Raw genomic sequence first — 21,771 nt, 5'->3', positions numbered from 1 at the left:
TGAACCGGCCGGTCAGGGACAGGCCGGACGACAGCCGATCAGTCGGTGGCCGCCACCGCTTCCTCGACCGAGGTGTGGATCGGGAACACCTTGGTGAGGCCGGTGATGCGGAAGATCTTCAGAATGCGCTCCTGGTTGCAGACCAGCCGGAGCGAGCCCTCATGAGCACGCACCCGCTTCAGGCCACCCACCAGCACGCCGAGACCGGTGGAGTCGAGGAAGTCCACGCCCTCCATGTCGACGACAAGATGGAAACTGCCGTCGTTCACCAGCTCGACCAGCTGTTCGCGCAACTTGGGCGCGGTATATACATCGATTTCGCCACCGACCTCGACGACCGTACGATCGCCGACGGTACGGGTCGACAGGGACAGGTCCACGGATCCTCCAGCACCTTGCTATCGAGCGGTCATCCCAAGGGACACCTCGGCGGAGCCCCCGGGACGGTTCGCCAGCCGCGATGGCATTCAATCACTTACCGGCAGGCGTGCACGACGCCTTGGGTCCATTGTCCGTCACGCCGGTGACACACTCGATGCCGATGGCCAATAATCTCCGACCCGATCGCACCTCGACGGACACCGCATCCCGCCCCTCGCCGGGCGAGATCCTGGACCGGCTGGCCTCTGGGCCGAGCCGGGCTTCGCGCATCACTCATACGGAGCACTTGCCCCCACGTGAGGGTCGCCATGCCGTGTGGCCCGACCGGATCCGTTCGGAGGTCATCGCGGCGGTGCGGTCCGCCGGCATCGAACATCCCTGGGCCCACCAGGCACGCGCCGCCGAGCACGCCCTGGACGGCGAGTCGGTGATCGTCTCCACCGGCACCGCCAGCGGCAAGTCCCTGGCGTACCTGGTCCCCGTCCTGTCGGCGCTCCTCGACGGCTCCGAAGCACCGAACGGCCGCGGCGCGACCGCCCTGTACCTCGCCCCGACCAAGGCCCTCGCCGCGGACCAGCGCCGGTCCGTGAAGAAACTCTCACAACCGCTGGGCAACGCCGTGCGCTCCGCGGCCTACGACGGGGACACCCCGGTCGAGGAACGCGAGTGGGTACGCCAGTACGCCAACTACGTCCTCACCAACCCCGACATGCTGCACCGCGGCATACTCCCCTCCCATCCCCGATGGGCCTCCTTCCTGCGCGCCCTGCGCTACGTCGTCGTCGACGAGTCCCACACCTACCGGGGCGTCTTCGGGTCACACGTCGCCCAGGTCCTCCGCCGGCTGCGCCGCCTGTGCGCCCGCTACGGCTCCTCCCCCGTCTTCCTCATGGCCTCGGCGACCGCCGCCGAGCCCTCGGTCGCCGCCTCCCGCCTCACCGGTCTGCCCGTGGTGGAGGTCGCCGACGACGCGTCTCCCCGCGGGGAACTCCTGTTCGCCCTGTGGGAGCCGCCCCTCACCGACCTGCACGGCGAGAAGGGCGCCCCCGTCCGCCGGACCGCCACCGCCGAGACCGCGGACCTCCTCACCGATCTGACCGTGCAGGGTGTCCGCTCGGTCGCCTTCGTACGGTCCCGCCGCGGGGCCGAACTGATCTCGGTGATCGCCCAGGACCGGCTCGCCGAGATCGACCGCTCCCTGGTCCGCCGCGTTGCCGCCTACCGCGGCGGATACCTCCCCGAGGAACGCCGCGCTCTCGAGAGCGCCCTCCACTCCGGAGAACTCCTCGGCCTCGCCGCCACCACCGCCCTGGAACTGGGCATCGACGTCTCCGGCCTGGACGCCGTCGTCATCTGCGGCTACCCGGGCACCCGGGCGTCCGTGTGGCAGCAGGCGGGCCGCGCCGGCCGGGCCGGGCAGGGGGCGCTCGCGGTGCTGGTCGCCCGCGACGACCCGCTGGACACCTTCCTCGTCCATCACCCGGAGGCCCTGTTCGACCGGCCGGTGGAGTCCACCGTCCTCGATCCGGACAACCCGTACGTCCTCGCGCCCCACCTGTGCGCCGCCGCGGCCGAGCTGCCCCTCACCGAGGAGGACTTCGCTCTCTTCGGTCCGGCCACCGCCGAGCTGATGCCGCAGCTGGAGGCGGCAAAACTGCTGCGCCGCCGCACGAGGGCCTGGCACTGGACGCGCCGGGAACGGGCCGCCGACCTCGCCGACATCCGCGGCGGAGGCGGCACCCCGGTGCAGATCGTGGAGGCCGGTTCCGGCCGGCTGCTGGGCACGGTCGACGCCGGGGCCGCGCACACCAGCGTCCACGAAGGCGCCGTCCACCTCCACCAGGGCCGTACGTACCTGGTCAGGGAACTGCACCTGGACGACTCGGTCGCTCTCGTCGAGGAGGCCGACCCGCCGTATTCGACGGTCGCCCGCGATACCACCGCCATCTCCGTCCTGGAGACGGACGTCGAGGTCCCGTGGGGCGACGGCCGGCTGTGCTACGGCTCCGTCGAAGTCACCCATCAGGTCGTCTCCTTCATGCGTCGTCGTCTCATCACCGGCGAGGTGCTCGGCGAGACCAAACTCGATCTGCCTCCCCGCACGCTCCGCACCCGCGCCGTGTGGTGGACGGTCACCGAGGACCAGCTCGACGCCGCCCGCGTGAACCCGGAGATCCTCGGCGGCGCCCTGCACGCCGCCGAGCACGCGTCGATCGGCATGCTGCCGCTCTTCGCCACCTGCGACCGCTGGGACATCGGCGGGGTCTCCGTCCCGCTGCACCCGGACACCCTCCTGCCCACCGTCTTCGTGTACGACGGCCACCCCGGCGGCGCGGGTTTCGCGGAGCGCGCCTTCCACACCGCCCGCGAGTGGCTCACCGCCACCCGTCAGGCCATCGCCTCCTGCGAGTGCGACGCCGGCTGTCCGTCCTGCATCCAGTCCCCCAAGTGCGGCAACGGCAACGAACCGTTGCACAAGCGGGGTGCTGTACGCCTGCTGACGGTGCTCCTGCGGGGAGCCCCGGAGCCACCGCAGGCGTCGGTGTCCCCGCAGGCGTCGGATTCACCGCAGGCACCGCAGGCCCCGGATTCACCGCAGGCCCCGGAGGCACCGGAGGTGTGCGCCGACTTGGGGTCCGCCGGCCAGGAGGGTGCGCTCGGCGAGGCCGCAGGGGGCTAGGGCACGGCAGTGGGCGTGAGCCAAGGTCTCGCCTCCGCCTCCGCCTCCGCCAGCCCCGGCCCCGGCCCTCCCGTACCGGCCGGACCCGCCCGTGACCGCACCTCGGCCGTCAACGGCCCCCGTCCCGCCGCGACCGTGACGTCGGAGATGTCACCGTCGACCGCACACCGCACGATCCGTGTGTCCTGGGCCCGTGCCACCCGGCCCGCCCGAGCGCATGCCTCCGTCCTCCCGTCCATCCAGTGGTCGGCGGCCGCGAGAGCCGCCAAGTCAGCCGCACCGCCCGCCCGGTGACGGACCACCACCGCCTGTCCCATCACGAGCACGGTGCCGAAGACCACGCACAGCACCGCGATCGCGCCCACGGTCCAGACGGTCGCCGACCCTCTGTCCGAAGCAGTCCTCGACCGCGTCCTCGGCCGCACCCCCGGCGCACGCGACCTCTCCCGCACACGGAGAGCGCGCCTTCCCCGCTCCCGCATCAGGCCCCACACCGCCCCCATTCCCACCCTCTTCGCCGCTCCTGCCGCTCCCGCCGCTCCCGCCGGTCTCACCGGACCGCCCCCACCGTCTCCTCGGCCAGGGCGGTGGCCTCCTGCGTCAGGTCGAGGGCCAGCGCGTCCGGCCCCGGCGTCCCGGCCCGGACCCGTACGTGCACCAGATCGCCTTCGCGCCGGACGGAGACCCTGGCGCCGCTCGGCGCCGCCCGCCGGGCGGTCTCCATGACCGTGGCGGGCGGCTCCTGCCGAGCCGCCGCACGGGCACCGGCCCGGGCCGCGTCCACGCACTGGATCAGCGCGGCCGCGGCCAGCAACGCCCAGACCAGCGCCATCGTGAACGCAACCAGCGCGGGCAGCACCACGGCCGCCTCCGCCGTCACGAAACCGCGGTCCCCGGCCACCGCGGGCGAACCCGGGCCTCGCCTTCGTCCCCGCAGCCGCCCAGGGACGGCCGCCCCGGTCGCCGGAGCGGCCGTCCCCGCCTCAGCGCCGCTCACTGAGCGCCCGCCCCACGATGTTCTGCAACTCCTCACGGACCTGGCCACTGGTCAGCACCTCGTAGAGCAGCGCGGCGAACCCCACCGCCGCGATCAACCCCATCGCGTACTCGGAGGTCACCATCCCGGCATCCCTCCGCACCGCCCGCGCCCACCGCACACGTGCCCCGTCGCCCGGGGTCCCCGCTCGAACCCACCCCCGTACCCGCTCGACCCCGCTCCGCCCGGCCCTGCTCCGCTCCACCTTGCTCATCCGAACCCCCGTGCGTTTCTGTCCTGTTGGCCTTGCTCATGTGTCGTCCAGCCCGTCCCACCCGCTCAGTGCGTCATCCGCCGCCCCCTCCCAGCACCCCGCTCGCGAGTCCCAGCACCACCGGCAGTACGCCGATCGCGATGAAGGCGGGCAGGAAGCACAGCCCGACGGGTGCGGTGACCAGCACGCCCGCCCGCCGTGCGCGAGCCGTGGCGGCACGCTCCCGTTCCGCGCGGGCCTCCGCCGCGAGGCGCGCCACCGGTACCGCCGCGGGTACGCCCGACTCGCCGGCCCGCTCCAGCAGCCGGGCCAGCGCCCGGGCCCCCGGCAGCGCGGCCAGCCCGCGCCACGCCTCCGCCGGTTCGCCGCCGAGCCGCACCTCGGCGGCTCCCCGCGCCAGCCGTTCCCCCACGGGCCCGTCCAGGGCCTCCCCCACCGCCCGGGCGGCCAGGACCGGGCTCGCGCCCGCCGCGATGCAGGCGGCCAGCAGATCGGCGGCAAGGGGCAGTTGCCGCGCGGCCCGCACCGCGTCGAACTCCTCCACCGGTGCCGGTCTGCGCTGCCACCGCCGCATCCCGAACGCCGCCACCAGCCCCACCGCGGCCCCGGTCGTGCCCCCGATCAGCACCCAGCAGGCGCTCAGGGCGCCGATCACCGGCAGCCACCGCCGCACGGCAGCACGCGTCTGCGGAAGCCGCTCGAGGAAGACCCGCTCAAAGAAACCCCACCCAGAGAAACCCCTCCCGGAGAAGGCTCCCTCGGAGGAGGCCCTCCCGGAGGAAGCTCCCCGCACGGCTGCCGGCCCGCGCTCGGCGGCCAAGAGCGTCAGCAGCGCCGCCAACCGCCTGCGCGTCCTGCGTCCCCGCCGCGCCGCGCCCAGGGTCCGGGCCAGCGTCCACACCCCCGTCGCCACGCACAGCGCCACCCCCAGCCTGTGGACAGCCTCCGCGCTCATGCCGCCTCCGCTCCCCGTACGATCCGCAGCGCCCACCACAGGCCGACGCCCTCCAGCACCCCGCCGACCAGCAGGCAGCCGAAGCCCGCCCCGGTGTGCAGCACGATGTGCAGCGGGTCGGCGCCGAGCGCGGTCCCCAGGAGCAGGCCGAGCACCGGCAACCCCGCGAGCAGCACCGCCGTCGACCGCGCTCCCGCCAACTGGGCGCGCAGGTCCGCTCGCTGGTCGCGCTCGGCACGCAGTGCGCCCTCCAGCCGATCGAGTCCGGCCGCGAGTCCCGCGCCCCGGTCAACCGCGACGCGCCAGCACGCGGCGAGCCCCAGCAGACCTTCGGCGCCCGGCCGCCGTGCCGCTCCGGTCAGTGCGCCGGGCACGTCCCCGCCGAACCGGGCCGCCGCCAGTACCACCGTCTGCGCGTCCCCGAGCCCTCCCGAGTCCCTGGCGGCGGCGAGCAGCGCCTCGCCCGGCTGCCGACCGGCCCGGACCTCCCCCGCGAGCGTGCCGCAGAGCGCGATCACCGCTCCGGCCCGCCGGTCGTGCGCCCGGCGCGCCGCCCCGGCCCGCCGGGCCCGCCGTACCAGGGGGACCCCGAGTGCCCCCAGGACGACCGGCACCACGGACGCCCCCAGCAGGCCGACCGCCAGTCCCGCGACCAACGCCCACCATTCGCCCCGCGTGCCGTGCAGCCGCCGGAGCCGTTCCCCCACGCGTACCGCGCGCTCGGACGACGGCGACCCGACCCGCGCCGCACCACCGCCGCGGCCGACGCCGCCCGCGCACACCACCGACGCCCGCCTCGCCCCCGGACGTCGAGGACCCCCCATCAGCCAGGCGGCCGCCCCGGCACAGGCCGCCGCCCCCACCACCGACATCCCGGCGCTCCCCGTCACAGCCCCGCCCCTCTCGCACCCGAACCGCTTGCGCCCCGCACACCACCGAGCAGCTCGCGCAGCCGCTCCCACCCGGGCCCGTACGTGAAGGCCTCCGTGCCCCACCGCAGGGCCGGCACCGTCACGACCGGCCCCGCCGGATCCCGCTCCAGCACATGCACCTCGGCGATGCGCCGCCGTCCGGCCCGGTCGCGTACGAGATGGAGCACCACCGACAGGGCGGCCGCCACCTGGCTGTGCAGCGCCGCCCGGTCCAGTCCCGCGGCCGTGCCGAGGGCCTCCAGGCGGGCCGGCACGCCGGACGCGGCATTGGCGTGCACGGTCCCGCAGCCGCCTTCGTGCCCCGTGTTCAACGCGGCCAGCAGGGCGACCACTTCGGGTCCGCGCACCTCTCCGACGACGAGTCGGTCCGGCCGCATGCGCAGCGCCTGGCGCACCAGGTCCTGGAGCGTGACGAGTCCGGCGCCCTCCTGGTTGGGAGGTCTCGACTCGAGGCGTACGACGTGAGGGTGGTCGGGGCGCAGCTCCGCCGAGTCCTCGGCGAGCACGATCCGCTCGCCCGGTCCGACGAGGCCGAGCAGAGCGCTCAGCAGTGTCGTCTTGCCGCTGCCCGTGCCGCCGCTGATCAGGAAGGACAGCCTCGCGTCGAGCAGTGCCCGCAGCAGCCGGTCCCCGCCCGGCGGCACCGTCCCGGCGGCCACCAGTTCGTCCAGCGTGAACGCCTTCGGCCGGACGACCCGCAGCGACAGACAGGTCGAGCCGACGGCGACCGGTGGCAGCACCGCGTGCAGCCGGGTGCCGTCGGGAAGCCTGGCGTCCACCCAGGGGTGCGCGTCGTCCAGCCGCCGCCCGGCCACGGCCGCGAGGCGCTGCGCGAGGCGCCGTACGGCCGCCGCGTCCGGGAAGGACACGGCTGTCAGCTCCAGGCCGCCGCCGCGGTCCACCCACACCCGGTCGGGCGCGGAGACCAGTACGTCGGTCACGGCCGGGTCGTCGAGCAACGGCTCCAGCGGTCCGCTCCCGACCAGCTCCGAGCGCAGCCGCTCGGCCGCGCCGAGGACCTCGGTGTCCCCGAGCACCCGCCCCTGCTCCCGCAGGGCCTGGGCCACCCGCGCCGGGGTCGCTTCACCCCCGCTCTCGGCCAGCCACTGCCGGACCCCGTCCAGCAGCCCCGTGTCGGCAGGCACGCTCACGCCCGGCGACCCGCCCGCCTGCGCCCCCGCACCCGTACGCCCGCCTGCCGGTCCCACCGGTACGACACCACGCGGGCCCGTGCCCCCGCTCACGGCGCCCCTCCCGCAACCGCGGCCCGCTCCCAGAACGCCGAGCAGAAGCGCGCCAGCGGTCCGCGGCCGTCCCCCGCGGGCGGAGTGCCCCGGTCCTGGGCCGCGAGCAACCCGCTCTCCAGGGGCACTTCGCCCATCAGCGGCAGTCCGAGGAGCCGGGCGACCTCGCGGTCGTCCAGGCCCGATGCGTACGGCCCGCGCACCGCGACGCGCAGGTCCCGCAGGACCATGCCGACCACGGATGCGACTCGCCCGGCCGCCGCGACGGCGCGCAGCTCGGCGGGGACCACGAGCAGTCCCAGGTCGACCTGGGCCAACACCTGCGCGACCCCTTCGTCGACGCGGCGCGGCAGATCCACGACCACCACCCCGCCGCGCCGTCTGGCCGCGGCCAGGACCGCCCGGACGGCCTCGGGAGCGATGGTGACCGAGTCGCCGCGGTCCCAGCTGAGGACCCGCAGGGCGTGCAGCGCGGGCAGCGACTCCTCCAGGGCGCCGCCGCCGACCCGCCCGCGCGAGGCGGCGAAGGCGGGCCAGCGGAGCCCTTCGGCGGCCTCTCCGCCGAGGAGTACGTCGAGTCCGCCGCCGAGGGGATCCGCGTCGACGAGGAGCGTGCGCCTGCCCTGGCGTGCCGAGGTGACGGCGAGCGCGCAGGCGAGCGTGGACGATCCGGCGCCCCCGCGACCGCCGATCACGCCGACGGTGAGGGCGGGCGGTCCGACCCCCTCGGCCACGTCGGCAATCCGGTCGACCAACCATTGTTCGCCATCCGGCAGCAGCAGCACATGGTCCGCGCCGATCTCCACAGCCCGCTGCCAGACCCCGGAATCGTCCTGATCCCGCCCGACGAGCACCACTCCGCGTCTGCGTGCCGCGCCGCGCACCCGTCGCGCGGCGTCGTCACCGACGAGCACCAGGGGTGCCGTGTCCCAGCCCCCTCCGCGCTCCGGCACCCCGGGGTGGACTTCCGGCCGGGCGCCTGCCGCGGCGCACAGCCGCAGCAGGTCGTCCAGCAGATCGGCGTCCTCCGTGACGATCAACGGCCCGTCCTGCCGCCCCTCGGCGGCCGACAGCCGGTCGTGTGTGATGGCTCCCGCCATGCTCTCCAGCCCCCTTCGCTGCTTCTCCGCGAGGCCTTCGCGGCCCCGCGATTCCCGCCCGGCGCGAGAACCGGCAACCGGCCCTCCATATGAACCGCCGATACGAACCGGCCATAGCCGCCGAACAATCGGAACCGGCCATGAACTTCCGCGAGCGGTACGCGCTGGAATCACGGTGCAGCGATCCGGGAAATCGTGTGGATCTTGGTCGATAACTGTGGACATCCCGGCGGTTGTGAATATCGCCTTCACCCGAACCGGTGGCCGTTGTGCGACTTCCATGGACGACACGGCGACTACGCACAGTGATGAATCCTGTACGCACACAGAGAAACGCCGGACCCCGTGGAACGGGGCCCGGCGTTCTCGGAAACGGATGGGAAAACCCATCCGGACATGCGACGACCCCCGCCGGGGGGGAGAGCGGGGGTCGTCTCCACGGTTCGACTCGGGGGGGGAGGAGCCAAACCGGGGTAGCACGGTCGCGAACGATCCGTGACTTCCATGGTGTACCCGAGAGCTCTCTCAGGCAAACCCACACGTCCCACACTAGCCCGAATGGCGGGCGCATATGCTCAACCCCGTGGAAAACCACTCCTTGCCCCGTACAGCGGCCTTCTTTGACCTGGACAAGACGGTCATTGCGAAGTCGAGCACGCTCACCTTCAGCAAGTCGTTCTACCAGGGCGGCCTGATCAACCGCCGGGCGGTGTTGCGTACCGCATACGCCCAGTTCGTGTTCCTCGCGGGCGGCGCCGACCACGACCAGATGGAGCGGATGCGCGAGTACCTGTCCGCGCTGTGCCGCGGCTGGAACGTCCGGCAGGTGAAGGAGATCGTCGCCGAGACCCTGCACGACCTCATCGACCCGATCATCTACGACGAGGCCGCCTCCCTCATCGAGGAGCACCACGTCGCCGGCCGCGACGTCGTGATCGTCTCCACGTCCGGCGCGGAGGTCGTCGAGCCGATCGGCGAGCTCCTGGGCGCCGACCGGGTGGTGGCGACCCGCATGGTCGTGGGCGACGACGGCTGCTTCACGGGCGAGGTGGAGTACTACGCGTACGGCCCCACGAAGGCCGAGGCCGTCAAGGAGCTGGCCGCGTCCGAGGGGTACGACCTCTCGCGCTGCTACGCGTACAGCGACTCGGCGACCGACATCCCCATGCTCTCGGCGGTCGGCCACCCCCATGCGGTGAACCCGGACCGCGCGCTGCGCCGCGAGGCCCTCGCGCGCGCCTGGCCCATCCTCGACTTCAACCACCCGGTGCGGCTCAAGCAGCGGCTGTCCGCGCCGCCCCGGCCGGCCATCGTCGCGGCGGCGGCCATAGGAGCGGCGGCGGCCACGGCGGGACTCGTCTGGTACGCCAGCCGGCGCCGCGCGGCGACCACCTGAGCCTCCCGGTGCCCGATTCGCTCGGCTTTGCTCGTAAAAGTAAAGAAGTACGGCGAGGGGTTCCGCTTGCCCCGGACCAGGAGTACAAAGGGTTTAACGGCCCGCGAGACCAGGGACATCCGAAAGGAATACCTTACTAACGCAACCGAGGCCCCACGGACCGCGCATGAACGCCGGGCACCCACGCGACGTCGACCCGTCGATTACGGGCCAGCCGCACCAGGCGACGGGCAACAGTTCCCGACCTGATGGGCAACACTCCGAGGACGCTTGGTAACCCGGTGGACATGCCAGCGGCGGTACGGACATCCGTACCGCCGCAACCCTGTTCAGGGACTCAGGCGGCGCCGCGCTGCAGCGCCTCACACACGGCCGTCGACTCCCTCGCGCCGAGTTCGGCCGCCCTCCCGCAGTGCGCGATCCAGGCCGCCATCCCCTCCGGGGTTCCGGAGGCGTAGCCGTCGAGGGCGGCCGCGTAGGCCGCGCGGCCGAGTTCCGCGTGGCCGACCTCCGGCGGGCAGACCGACTTGGGGTCGAGGCCGCTGCCGATGAGGACGATCCGTTCGGCCGCGCGCGCGACCAGACCGTTGTGGGAGCCGAAGGGACGCAGCGCGAGGAGCTCGCCGTGCACGATGGCCGCGGTCACCAGCGCGGGCGCGGAACTCCCCGCGACGACGAGCCGCGCCAGACCGTCGAGGCGGCCCTCCACCTCGGCCGCGTCCGGCAGCGGGAGCCCGATCAGCGGCGGCCCGGCCGCCCCCGCCGCCGGGGTCTCCGTGACGGGCTCGCCGTCCAGGCGCGGACGTCCGACCGCGTCCCCGTCGTCGGCGGCGGCCACCAGATGCAGCCGCGCGAGCACCCGCAGGGGCGACTGCCGCCAGATGGAGAGCAGTTCGCCCGCCTCGGCGGTCAGCCTGAGGGCCGCGCCCACCACCCTGGCCTCGTCGTCGCCGCTGAAGTCGGTCCTGCGGCGCACCTCTTCGAGGGCCCAGTCGGCGCCGGACAGCGCCGCGGACCCGCGTGAGCCCCGCAGCGCGGCCTCCCCGGTGATCTCGTTGCTGCGGCGCCGCATGATGCGGTGCCCGTAGACCCGGTCCACGGCCTTGCGCACGGACTCGACGGATTCCGCCACGCCGGGCAGCGAGGCCAGCGTCGCGAGGGGGTCGGCGTTCGCACCTGTCGTACTCATGAGTACGACCCTACGCACACCCGGCCCGCACCCCACGAACGAGTGGTCTTCTTCACGTGTGGCACGCCCCGGACACCGGCACGCCACTACTCTTTATGAACATGAAAACTGCTTTCGTCGGGAAGGGCGGCAGTGGCAAGACCACCCTGTCCTCGCTCTTCGTCCGCCACCTCGCGACCACCGGCTCGCCCGTCGTCGCGGTGGACGCCGACATCAACCAGCACCTCGGCCCCGCACTCGGCCTCACCGACGCCGAGGCGCGGCGGCTGCCCGCCATGGGCGACCGCCTGGGTCTCATCAAGGACTACCTGCGCGGCTCCAACCCGCGCGTCGCCTCCGCCGAGACGATGATCAAGACCACCCCGCCCGGCGAGGGCTCCCGGCTCCTGCGGGTGCGCGAGGACAACCCGGTGTACGAGGCCTGCGCGCGGCCGGTGGAACTCGACGGCGGCGCCGTCCGCCTGATGGCCACCGGCCCGTTCACCGAGGCCGACCTGGGCGTGGCCTGCTACCACTCCAAGACCGGCGCGGTGGAGCTCTGCCTGAACCACCTCGTGGACGGCCGCGGCGAGTACGTCGTCGTCGACATGACGGCCGGCTCGGACTCCTTCGCGTCCGGCATGTTCACCCGTTTCGACATCACGTTCCTCGTCGCCGAGCCGACGCGGAAGGGGACTTCCGTCTACCGGCAGTACAAGGAGTACGCGCACGACTTCGGGATCAACCTGAAGGTCGTGGGCAACAAGGTGCAGGGCCAGGACGACATCGACTTCCTCAGGGACGAGATCGGCGACGACCTGCTGCTGACGTTCGGCCACTCGGACTGGGTACGCGCCATGGAGAAGGGCCGTCCGCCCCGGTTCGAGCGGCTGGAGGACGACAACCGCCGTGCGCTCCGCGCCCTCCAGGAGGCCGTCGACGCGACCTACGAGCAGCGCGACTGGGAGCGCTACACGCGGCAGATGGTCCACTTCCACCTGAAGAACGCGCAGTCGTGGGGCAACGAGCGGACGGGTGCCGACCTGGCCGCCCAGGTCGACCCCGCCTTCGTCCTGCGGGAGGCCGAGCCCGCGACGGCGTGACCCCGCACGCCACCGGGCCCGTGCACCGCCGCCGGGCCCGCGCACCGCGGGCCCGTACGCCACAGAGTCCGTACACCGCAGAGTCCGCAGCCGGTCGCTACGGCCTGGCGGCCGGCGCGCCCGGTACCCCCTTGGGGGCCGGGGCGGGCCGGCCGGACAGGAACGACGCCCAGTTCCGCTTCGGGGACTCGCCCACCTTGAGGGTGCGCAGCTTCGCGAGGACCTTCGGGTCCTGGGCGTCGAGCCAGTCGGCGAGCTGCCGGAAGGAGACGCAGCGCACCTCGCGCTCGGTGCAGACGCGCTCGACGGTCTCCTCGATGGCACGCATGTACGTGCCGCCGTTCCAGGACTCGAAGTGGTTCCCGATGATGAGGGGCGCGCGATTGCCCTCGTAGGCGCGCGAGAAGCCCTTGAGCAGGCCGTCACGCATCTGGTCGCCCCAGTACTCGTGCTTCGCGGGGTCGCCGTGGGACGTGGTGCCCGACTGGTTGACCATGAAGTTGTAGTCCATGGTCAGCGTCTCGAATCCGCGGCCCGGGACCGGCACGAGCTGCATCGACAGGTCCCACAGGCCTCTCTTCTTCTTGGGCCACACCTGGTCGTTGACGCCACTGGTGTCGTAGCGGAAGCCCAGCTCGCGGGCGGCCCGCATGAAGTTCTTCCGCCCCTCCAGGCAGGGTGTGCGGGCGCCGATGAGCTCCTTGTCGTAGTCGAAGGGCAGCGGGGCGGCCTTCGACGTGCCCGTGTTGGTCTTCCAGGACTTGACGAAGGACTTGGCCTGGGCGATCTCGTCCTTCCAGTCCTCGACCGACCACTCGCCGACCCCGCCTCCGCTGCCGCAGAAGTGGCCGTTGAAGTGCGTGCCGATCTCGTTGCCCTCGAGCCAGGCGCCGCGCAGCTGCTTCACGGTGTCGCGAATGCCCCGCTCGTCGTTGAAGCCGATGTCGGAGCGGCCTGGTGAGTGCCGCGGCGGCCGGTAGAGGTCGCGCTTGCCCTCCGGGAGCATGTACACGCCGCTGAGGAAGTACGTCATGGTCGCCCGGTTGTCCTTGGCCACCTCGCGGAAGTGCGAGAACAGCCGCTGGCTGTCCTCGCCCGCCCCGTCCCAGGAGAAGACCACGAACTGCGGCGGCCGCTGACCGGGTTTCAGGCGCTCGGCATGCGGCAGCCGCGGCTGCGCGCCGGTGAACGCGGTGGAGCCGTCCCCGATCAGACGGATCCTGTTCCTGGGCGCCGGAGCGCCCACGGCCTTCTTGGCGCCGTGCGCGCCCTCCCCCCGCGCGCCCCTCTCGGCGCCGGTGTCACCGCTCCCGCATCCGGCGAGCGCCGTGGCGCAGACAGTGGTGAGGGCGAGGGCGACGCCCGTGGTGGTCCTCCGAGTGGCGGCCATGTTCCGCCCACCTTCTTCCTTCGATCGGGACAAAACAGACGGCGAGGCCAAGATCGCAGGGGCTCAGGAAGAGGCCGGTATGACAAGCCGATCAAAATGACTAATCACTCTCCGGAGTGAACAGTTGCACCATATGCGCTATTTTTACTGACACGTCCTTTACTCTCCATTACGATTCATTTACTGAGCGTTGATAAATCCCGCCGCTGTACGCCGTGACCCACGGCCGCGCCCCAAGCGACCGCGTAGCCCCGGAAAGACGGGAAAGCCATGACTGCCTTCGTCCCCCTCCGCACCGACGACTCCTCGCACACCCCGGACGAAGGGCGGCCGCACAGCCCGCCCCGATCCGGCCGCCGAGCTCCCCGGATGCCCCGGCCCCCCCGTATCGCGACCGCCGACCTGTCGGCCTCCGTCGCCGTCTTCCTGATCGCCCTGCCCCTGTCCCTGGGCATCGCCCTCGCCACCGGAGCACCGCTGCAGGCGGGGCTCGTCGCCGCCGCCGCGGGCGGGCTCGTGGTCGGCCGGCTGGGCGGCGCGCCGCTCCAGGTGAGCGGCCCCGCCGCAGGCCTCACGGTGGTCACCGCCGATCTCATCCAGACCTACGGATGGCGCACGACCTGCGCCATCACCGTCCTCGCCGGACTCGTCCAACTCGCCCTCGGCTGCGTACGGGTGGCCCGTTCCGCCCTCGCCGTCAGCCCGGCGATCGTGCACGGCATGCTGGCCGGCATCGGCATCACCATCGCCGTCGCCCAGCTGCACATCGTGCTGGGCGGCTCCCCCAGCAGTTCGGTCGTCGCCAACATCCTGGAGCTGCCCGCCCAGTTGGCACATCCGCAGGTCGCGGCGCTCGCGATGAGCGCCCTGACGCTGGCCCTCCTGCTGACCTGGCCCCGGCTGCCGGGCCGCACGGGGCGGATGCTGCGCACCGTTCCGGCCGCCCTCGTCGCCGTCGCCGCGGCCACCGTGACGGCGGCCCTCGCCGGGCTGACCCTGCCCAAGGTCGACCTGCCGTCCTGGCGCAGCCACGCGCTGGCCGGGCTGCCCGAGGGGCCGGCGCTCGGGCTCGCCGCCGCCGTGCTCACCACCACGCTGGTGTGCAGTGTCCAGTCGCTGCTGGGCGCCGTCGCCGTGGACAAGCTCACGGCCGGACGGCCGGTCCAGCAGGGCCGCTCCGACCTCGACCGCGAGCTGCTCGGCCAGGGCGCCGCCAACATCGTCTCCGGGACGCTCGGCGGACTCCCCGTCGCGGGCGTGGCCGTGCGCAGTTCGGCGAATGTGCAGGCGGGCGCGGTGAGCCGCAACTCCACGATGCTGCACGGCGTCTGGGTGGTGGTGGCCGCGTTGCTGATGGTCCCGCTCCTGGAGCTGATCCCCCTGGCCGCACTGGCCTCCCTGGTGATGGCCGTCGGCATCCAGATGGTGTCCCTGCACCACATCCGCACGGTCACCCGCCACCGGGAAGTACTGGTGTACGCCGTCACCACCCTCGGCGTCGTCGTCCTCGGCGTCCTGGAAGGCGTCGCGCTCGGGATCGCCGTGGCCGTCGGCGTCGCCCTGCACCGCCTCACCCGTACCCGCATCACCTGCGAGGTGGCCCCGGACGGCGTCCATCACGTCCGGGTGCGCGGGCAACTGACGTTCCTGGCCGTGCCCCGGCTCAGCCGGGCCCTGCACCTGGTTCCCCCGGGGGCCGACGCGGTGGTCGAGCTGGACGGCTCGTTCATGGACCACGCGGCCTACGAGTCGCTGCACGACTGGCAGAGCGCGCACACCGGCCGGGGCGGCTCCGTCGAGCTGACCGGACGCACCGGAGCACGGCTCGCGGAACCGCACACCCGGGACGGCCACGGGCAGGCCTCGCACTGCCACTGCGGGCCCTGGACCCCCTGGCGCAACCACCACTGCGAGAGCCCCGAGACACCGCCGCCCGGCGGACGCCGCAGCGGGCACCAGCTGGCGAGCGGCATCAGCTCGTTCCAGCGCAACACCGCGCCGCTGGTCCGCGGTGAGCTGGCCCGGCTCGCGCGGGAGGGGCAGCGGCCCTCCCAGCTCTTCCTGACCTGCGCCGACTCCCGGCTCGTCACGTCAATGATCACTTCGAGCGGCCCGGGCGACCTCTTCGTGGTCCGCAATGTCGGCAATCTCGTACCGCCGCCCGGCGAGGAGAGCGGCGACGACTCGGTGGCCGCGGCGATCGAGTACGCGGTGGAGGTGCTGCAGGTGCGGTCCATCACCGTGTGCGGGCACTCCGGCTGCGGGGCGATGCAGGCGCTGATGAACACCGAGCCGGGCGGTGCGCGGACGCCGCTCAAGCGGTGGCTGCGGCACGGACTGCCCAGCGTGGAGCTGATGGCCGCCAAGGACCGGCCCGGGACGCGGATCGCCGGGCGGGCGCCCGCCGACGCCACCGAGCAGCTCTGCCTCACCAACGTCGTGCAGCAGCTGGAGCACCTGAAGGCGCACGGGTCGGTGGCCCGCGCGCTGGAGCAGGGCGCGCTCGAGCTGCACGGGATGTACTTCCACGTGGGAGAGGCCCAGGCCTACCTCCTCACGGAGGCCACGTCCCGCGACGCCGGGGAGGGCGAGTTCTTCGACCGGGTCGCGGCGACGGCCCTGCACGACGCTCCCGCCTGAGCCCCCGGCCTGAACCGCTCCCCTCCCCCGTCCGTGAGAACGTGTGGCCGCCCGTGTCCGCGGGCAGGCCACACGCACACAGGATCCCGGGCACATGATCCGGACACAGGTCTAAACCAATTCTCGGACGACCCTTGTCACCAGGGGTCCACGTCTGATGAGCTGTGGCCTGGGACACAACGGACACCCTGGGAAAGGGAGATGTCGTGAGCAACGAAAGCCTGGCCGGCCGGCAGAGGGAGGAGGGGGAAGCATGAGTGAGCCGTCTTCCCTCTCCAACCTGCTCAAGGAAGAGCGCAGGTTCGCGCCGCCCGCCGACCTGGCCGCGCACGCCAACGTCACCGCGGAGGCGTACGAACAGGCCAAGGCCGACAGACTCGGCTTCTGGGCCGAGCAGGCCCGCCGCCTGACCTGGGCCACCGAGCCGACCGAGACACTGGACTGGTCGAACCCCCCGTTCGCGAAGTGGTTCAAGGACGGAAAGCTCAACGTCGCCTACAACTGCGTGGACCGGCACGTCGAGGCCGGCCACGGCGACCGCGTGGCGATCCACTTCGAGGGCGAGCCCGGTGACGGCCGCGCCATCACCTACGCCGAGCTCAAGGACGAGGTCTCCAGGGCCGCCAACGCCCTCACCGAGCTGGGCGTCCAGAAGGGCGACCGGGTCGCCGTCTACCTGCCGATGATCCCCGAGGCCGTCGTCGCGATGCTGGCCTGCGCCCGCATCGGCGCCGCGCACTCCGTGGTCTTCGGCGGCTTCTCCGCCGACGCCATCGCCACCCGCATCCAGGACGCCGACGCCAAGCTGGTCATCACCTCGGACGGCGGCTACCGCCGCGGCAAGCCCGCCGCGCTCAAGCCGGCCGTCGACGAGGCGGTCTCCCGGGTCGACGGCGTGGAGAAGGTGCTCGTCGTGCGGCGTACGGGCCAGGAGGTCGCGTGGACCGAGGGCCGCGACGTCTGGTGGCACGAGATCACGGCCGCGCAGTCCGCCGAGCACACGCCCGAGGCGTTCGACGCCGAGCACCCGCTGTTCATCCTCTACACCTCGGGGACGACGGGCAAGCCGAAGGGCATCCTGCACACCTCCGGCGGCTACCTCACCCAGGCCGCGTACACGCACCACTCGGTCTTCGACCTCAAGCCGGAGACCGACGTCTACTGGTGCACGGCCGACATCGGCTGGGTCACCGGGCACTCGTACATCACGTACGGCCCGCTGGCGAACGGCGCGACCCAGGTCATGTACGAGGGCACGCCCGACACCCCGCACCAGGGGCGCTTCTGGGAGATCGTCCAGAAGTACGGCGTGACGATCCTCTACACGGCGCCGACGGCCATCCGGACGTTCATGAAGTGGGGCGACGACATCCCCGCGAAGTTCGACCTGTCGAGCCTGCGCGTGCTCGGCTCGGTCGGTGAGCCGATCAACCCCGAGGCGTGGATCTGGTACCGCAAGCACATCGGCGGCGACCGCACCCCGATCGTGGACACCTGGTGGCAGACCGAGACCGGCGCGATGATGATCTCGCCGCTGCCGGGCGTGACCGAGACCAAGCCGGGGTCCGCGCAGCGGGCGCTGCCGGGAATCTCGGCGACGGTCGTCGACGACGAGGCGCGGGAGGTCCCGGACGGCGGCGGCGGTTACCTGGTGCTGACCGAGCCGTGGCCGTCGATGCTGCGCACCATCTGGGGCGACGACCAGCGGTTCATCGACACCTACTGGTCGCGCTTCGAGGGCAAGTACTTCGCGGGCGACGGCGCCAAGAAGGACGAGGACGGCGACATCTGGCTGCTCGGCCGGGTCGACGACGTGATGCTCGTGTCCGGGCACAACATCTCGACCACCGAGGTCGAGTCGGCGCTCGTCTCGCACCCGTCGGTCGCCGAGGCGGCCGTCGTGGGCGCGGCCGACGACACGACCGGCCAGGCGATCGTGGCGTTCGTGATCCTGCGCGGTTCGGCGTCGGAGACCGAGACCCTGGTGGGCGAGCTGCGCGACCATGTCGGCAAGGTGCTCGGCCCGATCGCCAAGCCGAAGCGGATCCTGCCGGTGGCCGAACTGCCCAAGACCCGCTCCGGCAAGATCATGCGCAGGCTGCTCCGTGACGTCGCGGAGAACCGCCGGCTGGGTGACGTCACCACGCTGACCGACAGCACGGTCATGGACCTCATCCAGACCAAGCTTCCGGCGGCGCCCAGCGAGGACTGACGCGGATCGCGTACGGACGCGAAGGGGCGGGGACACCCGGCGGCGCACACGCCGGGCGCCCCCGCCCCTTCGCGGGTAGGCTGCGGAAGACGTCAACACGCGTCACCGCACGACAAAAGAAGTCCGGGCTCCGAACGGCCCGGAACCTCCATAGGTGCGCCGGGAAGTCTGGTCGGCATGCGATCAGTCCTGCCCACCGACCGGAGGTCGACCTCGTGCCCGCGCCCACCCCTTCCTCTCCCTCCCCCGCGCCGGACCACCGCGCACCCGACCACCGGGGCGCCAAGGACCGCAGAGTCCTCGGACGGCTCTCGCTGCCCGAACGGAACTCGGTCACGGACGCGCTGCGCACCGAGACGGTCGGCGGCATCCTCCTGCTCCTCGCCGCCGTCGCCGCGCTGATCTGGGCGAACACCCCGGTCCGGGAGAGTTACGAGTCCGTCCGGGACTTCCACTTCGGGCCCGCCGCTCTCGGTCTGGACCTCTCCGTCCAGCACTGGGCCGCCGACGGACTCCTCGCGGTCTTCTTCTTCGTCGCCGGCATCGAACTCAAGCGCGAGCTGGTCGCCGGTGATCTCAAGGACCCGCGGGCCGCCGCGCTCCCCGTCGTCGCCGCACTCTGCGGGATGGCCGTCCCCGCGCTGGTCTACACCCTGGTCAACGTCACCGGCGGCGGCTCGCTCGCCGGCTGGGCCGTGCCCACCGCGACCGACATCGCGTTCGCGCTCGCCGTCCTCGCCGTCCTCGGCACCTCGCTGCCGAGCGCCCTGCGCGCCTTCCTGCTCACCCTCGCCGTCGTCGACGACCTCTTCGCGATCCTGATCATCGCGGTCTTCTTCACCGACGACCTGGACTTCGCCGCGCTCGGCAGCGCCGTCGCCGGCCTCGTCGTCTTCTGGCTGCTGCTCAGGAAGGGCGTCCGCGGCTGGTACGTGTACGTGCCGCTCGCCCTGGTCGTCTGGGGCCTGATGTACAACAGCGGCGTCCACGCCACCGTCGCCGGCGTCGCGATGGGCCTGATGCTGCGCTGCACCACCCGCGAGGGCGAGGAGCGGTCACCCGGCGAGCACGTCGAACACCTCGTGCACCCGCTGTCGGCGGGTCTCGCCGTACCGCTGTTCGCGCTGTTCAGCGCCGGGGTCGCAGTGTCGGGCGGTGCACTCGGGGACGTGTTCACGCAGCCGGAGACCCTCGGCGTGGTGCTCGGACTCGTCGTCGGCAAGGCGGTCGGGATCTTCGGCGGTACGTGGCTGACGGTCCGCTTCACCAGGGCGTCGCTCTCCGACGACCTCGCCTGGCCGGACGTCTTCGCGGTGGCCTCGCTCGCCGGCATCGGCTTCACCGTGTCGCTGCTCATCGGCGAGCTCGCCTTCACCGGCGACCCGGCGCTCACCGACAGCGTGAAGGCCGCCGTCCTGACGGGCTCCCTGATCGCGACCGTCCTGTCGGGCGTGCTGCTGAAGATCCGCAACAGCAGGTACCGCGGACTCTGGGAGGAAGAGGAGCGCGACGAGGACCACTCCGGCGTCCCCGACGTGTACGAGCAGGGCGACCCGGCCTACCACCTGCGCATGGCCGAGATCTACGAGCGCAAGGCCGCCGAACACCGAAGGCTTGCCGAAGTGACGGGCGGGGCAGGCGTGGAGCACGACGGTCCGGCATGATCTGACACACACGGTCCGAAACGTACGGCCCGTACCCAAGACGCCCACTGCGCCGAACCAAAGACGAGCAAGACAACGGCGACAAGACAACAGGGAGAACGCGATGAGCGCACCCGACGGCAGCCCGGTCGGCGCCGAACGCAGCATCGGCCAGCTGGTCGCCTCGGCGACGACCGAGCTGTCCGCACTGGTGCATGACGAGATCGCGCTGGCGAAGGCGCAGCTCAAGCGGGACGTCAAGAAGGGAGCGGTCGGCGGCGGCGCGTTCAGCGCGGCCGGTGCCGTGCTGATCTTCTCCCTGCCGATGCTGAGCTTCGCACTGGCGTACGGCATCCGCACCTGGAGCGGCTGGAACATGGCCGTCTGCTTCCTGCTGTCGTTCGCCGCGAACGTGCTGGTCGCCGCGGTGCTCGCGCTGATCGGCGTGGTCTTCGCGAAGAAGGCCAAGAAGGGCAAGGGCCCGCAGAAGACCGCGGCCTCGGTCAAGGAATCGGCGGCCGTACTGCAGAACGTGAAGCCCCACCCCCGGGAGGCGGCCCCGCTGGACCGGGTCGGTGACGGAGCCGAGGCTGTGGCACGCTCGTCCTCATGACGGATTCCGCTCCATCATCGGCGCAACCCACCTCTGTCGTACGGCTCGACGTGCCCGGCGCGAAAGAGGTGATCCACCGGAACGTCGCCGCGAACGGCGCGCGCTTCCACATCGCCGAGATGGGTGACGGACCGCTGGTCCTGCTGCTGCACGGTTTCCCGCAGTTCTGGTGGACCTGGCGGCACCAGCTGGTGGCGCTCTCCGAGGCGGGCTTCCGCGCGGTCGCCATGGACCTGCGCGGCGTCGGGGGCAGCGACCGCACCCCGCGCGGCTACGACCCGGCGAACCTCGCGCTGGACATCACCGGGGTCGTCCGCTCCCTCGGCGAGCCCGACGCCGCGCTGGTCGGCCACGACCTGGGCGGCTACCTGGCGTGGACGGCGGCCGTGATGCGTCCCAAGCTGGTGCGCCGGCTCGTGGTCTCCTCGATGCCGCACCCCCGGCGCTGGCGCTCGGCGATGCTGTCGGACCGGAAGCAGACCGCAGCCGGTTCGTACGTCTGGGGCTTCCAGCGGCCCTGGATCCCGGAGCGCCGGCTGATCGCCGACGAGGGCGCGCTGGTCGGCCGGCTCATCCGGGACTGGTCGGGGCCGCGGCTGCCGGAGGACGACGTCGTGGAGACGTACCGGCGGGCGATGCTCATCCCCTCGACGGCGCACTGCTCGGTCGAGCCGTACCGGTGGATGGTCCGCTCGATGGCCCGTCCCGACGGCATCCAATTCAACCGGCGCATGAAGCGGCCGGTGCGGGTGCCGACGCTGCACCTGCACGGCTCGCTCGACCCGGTGATGCGTACGCGCAGCGCGGCGGGGTCCGGCGAGTACGTCGAAGCGCCGTACCGCTGGCGGTTGTTCGACGGACTCGGGCACTTTCCGCACGAGGAGGATCCGGTGGCGTTCTCCACGGAGCTGGTGAACTGGTTGAAGGACCCCGAGCCGGACCGCTGAGGCCCGCGCACCGGGCCGCCGGGACCCCCGCACCGCAGGTCCGGCGGCTGTCCGTGCCGCTCCTCGCACCACGCGTCACACAGGCCTCTGGAACGCCTGTTCTACGAACGCCAATTG

The 21,771-nt window shown here is 72.5% G+C and carries 18 protein-coding genes; 8 read left to right on the top strand and 10 right to left on the bottom strand.

Going from position 1 to position 21,771, the window contains the following annotated elements; genetic code table 11:
• Nucleotides 1–38: 38 nt before the first annotated feature.
• Complete coding sequence (gene bldG / locus QFZ75_RS21320; protein WP_003975386.1) at nucleotides 39–380, bottom strand: anti-sigma factor antagonist BldG; 342 nt, start codon at nucleotides 378–380, stop codon at nucleotides 39–41.
• A gap of 80 nt (nucleotides 381–460) precedes the next feature.
• Between bldG and QFZ75_RS21315 the strand changes: the two genes are divergently transcribed.
• On the top strand, nucleotides 461–3,061 hold the full coding sequence (locus QFZ75_RS21315; RefSeq protein ID WP_307539198.1) for a DEAD/DEAH box helicase: 2,601 nt from the start codon (nucleotides 461–463) through the stop codon (nucleotides 3,059–3,061).
• On the opposite strand, the gene QFZ75_RS21310 is transcribed toward QFZ75_RS21315, so the two are convergent.
• From QFZ75_RS21310 to ssd, 7 genes are all read right to left on the bottom strand, one after another.
• On the bottom strand, nucleotides 3,058–3,426 hold the full coding sequence (locus QFZ75_RS21310; protein WP_373465913.1) for an Rv3654c family TadE-like protein: 369 nt from the start codon (nucleotides 3,424–3,426) through the stop codon (nucleotides 3,058–3,060). The genes QFZ75_RS21315 and QFZ75_RS21310 overlap by 4 nt on opposite strands.
• 185 nt (nucleotides 3,427–3,611) lie before the next feature.
• A complete protein-coding gene (locus tag QFZ75_RS21305; RefSeq protein WP_307539194.1) occupies nucleotides 3,612–3,962 on the bottom strand; it encodes a TadE family type IV pilus minor pilin in 351 nt (116 codons plus the stop codon).
• Nucleotides 3,963–4,044: 82 nt separating this feature from the next.
• Nucleotides 4,045–4,182 (bottom strand): DUF4244 domain-containing protein, encoded by a 138-nt coding sequence (locus tag QFZ75_RS41165; protein WP_373465912.1) that lies wholly within the window; start codon nucleotides 4,180–4,182, stop codon nucleotides 4,045–4,047.
• 202 nt (nucleotides 4,183–4,384) lie between these two features.
• Nucleotides 4,385–5,266 (bottom strand): type II secretion system F family protein, encoded by an 882-nt coding sequence (locus tag QFZ75_RS21295; RefSeq protein WP_307539190.1) that lies wholly within the window; start codon nucleotides 5,264–5,266, stop codon nucleotides 4,385–4,387.
• Nucleotides 5,263–6,138 (bottom strand): type II secretion system F family protein, encoded by an 876-nt coding sequence (locus tag QFZ75_RS21290; RefSeq protein WP_307539188.1) that lies wholly within the window; start codon nucleotides 6,136–6,138, stop codon nucleotides 5,263–5,265. The genes QFZ75_RS21295 and QFZ75_RS21290 overlap by 4 nt, the downstream gene beginning before the upstream one ends.
• 14 nt (nucleotides 6,139–6,152) lie before the next feature.
• Nucleotides 6,153–7,349 carry a TadA family conjugal transfer-associated ATPase gene (locus tag QFZ75_RS21285; protein WP_307539186.1) on the bottom strand — a complete coding sequence of 399 codons (1,197 nt, stop codon included), beginning with the start codon at nucleotides 7,347–7,349 and terminating at the stop codon, nucleotides 6,153–6,155.
• Nucleotides 7,350–7,438: 89 nt separating this feature from the next.
• Nucleotides 7,439–8,542, bottom strand: a complete 1,104-nt coding sequence (gene ssd / locus QFZ75_RS21280; RefSeq protein ID WP_307539184.1) for a septum site-determining protein Ssd — start codon at nucleotides 8,540–8,542, stop codon at nucleotides 7,439–7,441.
• A 571-nt stretch (nucleotides 8,543–9,113) separates the two neighbouring features.
• Between ssd and QFZ75_RS21275 the strand changes: the two genes are divergently transcribed.
• Nucleotides 9,114–9,938, top strand: coding sequence for an HAD family phosphatase (locus QFZ75_RS21275; RefSeq protein ID WP_307539183.1), 825 nt, complete (start codon nucleotides 9,114–9,116; stop codon nucleotides 9,936–9,938).
• A gap of 337 nt (nucleotides 9,939–10,275) precedes the next feature.
• Here QFZ75_RS21275 and QFZ75_RS21270 read toward each other — a convergent pair whose 3' ends face one another.
• A complete protein-coding gene (locus QFZ75_RS21270) occupies nucleotides 10,276–11,127 on the bottom strand; it encodes an oxidoreductase (RefSeq protein ID WP_307539182.1) in 852 nt (283 codons plus the stop codon).
• A 101-nt stretch (nucleotides 11,128–11,228) separates the two neighbouring features.
• Between QFZ75_RS21270 and QFZ75_RS21265 the strand changes: the two genes are divergently transcribed.
• Nucleotides 11,229–12,209, top strand: coding sequence for an ATP-binding protein (locus QFZ75_RS21265; RefSeq protein ID WP_307539181.1), 981 nt, complete (start codon nucleotides 11,229–11,231; stop codon nucleotides 12,207–12,209).
• A 97-nt stretch (nucleotides 12,210–12,306) separates the two neighbouring features.
• Here the strand turns inward: QFZ75_RS21265 and QFZ75_RS21260 are convergent, their stop codons facing one another.
• The gene (locus QFZ75_RS21260) at nucleotides 12,307–13,599 is read right to left on the bottom strand and encodes a hypothetical protein (protein WP_307539180.1); all 1,293 of its coding nucleotides are present in this window, start codon (nucleotides 13,597–13,599) and stop codon (nucleotides 12,307–12,309) included.
• Nucleotides 13,600–13,869: 270 nt separating this feature from the next.
• On the opposite strand from QFZ75_RS21260, the gene QFZ75_RS21255 reads away from it, so the two are divergent.
• The 5 genes from QFZ75_RS21255 (at nucleotide 13,870) to QFZ75_RS21235 (ending at nucleotide 21,654) form a co-directional block, all read left to right on the top strand.
• Nucleotides 13,870–16,239: a bifunctional SulP family inorganic anion transporter/carbonic anhydrase gene (locus QFZ75_RS21255; RefSeq protein ID WP_307539178.1), complete on the top strand. Its 2,370-nt coding sequence runs from the start codon at nucleotides 13,870–13,872 to the stop codon at nucleotides 16,237–16,239.
• Nucleotides 16,240–16,492: 253 nt separating this feature from the next.
• Nucleotides 16,493–18,451, top strand: a complete 1,959-nt coding sequence (gene acs, locus QFZ75_RS21250) for an acetate--CoA ligase (RefSeq protein ID WP_373465911.1) — start codon at nucleotides 16,493–16,495, stop codon at nucleotides 18,449–18,451.
• A gap of 314 nt (nucleotides 18,452–18,765) precedes the next feature.
• Nucleotides 18,766–20,115, top strand: a complete 1,350-nt coding sequence (gene nhaA / locus QFZ75_RS21245) for a Na+/H+ antiporter NhaA (protein WP_307544649.1) — start codon at nucleotides 18,766–18,768, stop codon at nucleotides 20,113–20,115.
• Nucleotides 20,116–20,218: 103 nt separating this feature from the next.
• Complete coding sequence (locus QFZ75_RS21240; protein ID WP_307539176.1) at nucleotides 20,219–20,707, top strand: phage holin family protein; 489 nt, start codon at nucleotides 20,219–20,221, stop codon at nucleotides 20,705–20,707.
• Nucleotides 20,704–21,654 (top strand): alpha/beta fold hydrolase, encoded by a 951-nt coding sequence (locus QFZ75_RS21235; RefSeq protein ID WP_307539175.1) that lies wholly within the window; start codon nucleotides 20,704–20,706, stop codon nucleotides 21,652–21,654. Before QFZ75_RS21240 ends, QFZ75_RS21235 begins: the two co-directional genes overlap by 4 nt.
• Nucleotides 21,655–21,771 lie beyond the last annotated feature (117 nt).

The sequence above is a fragment of the Streptomyces sp. V3I8 genome (assembly GCF_030817535.1).
Classification (GTDB): Bacteria; Actinomycetota; Actinomycetes; order Streptomycetales; family Streptomycetaceae; genus Streptomyces.
Note: the sequence above shows the minus strand (reverse complement) of the source record. Positions and strands in the feature narration are given on the sequence as shown.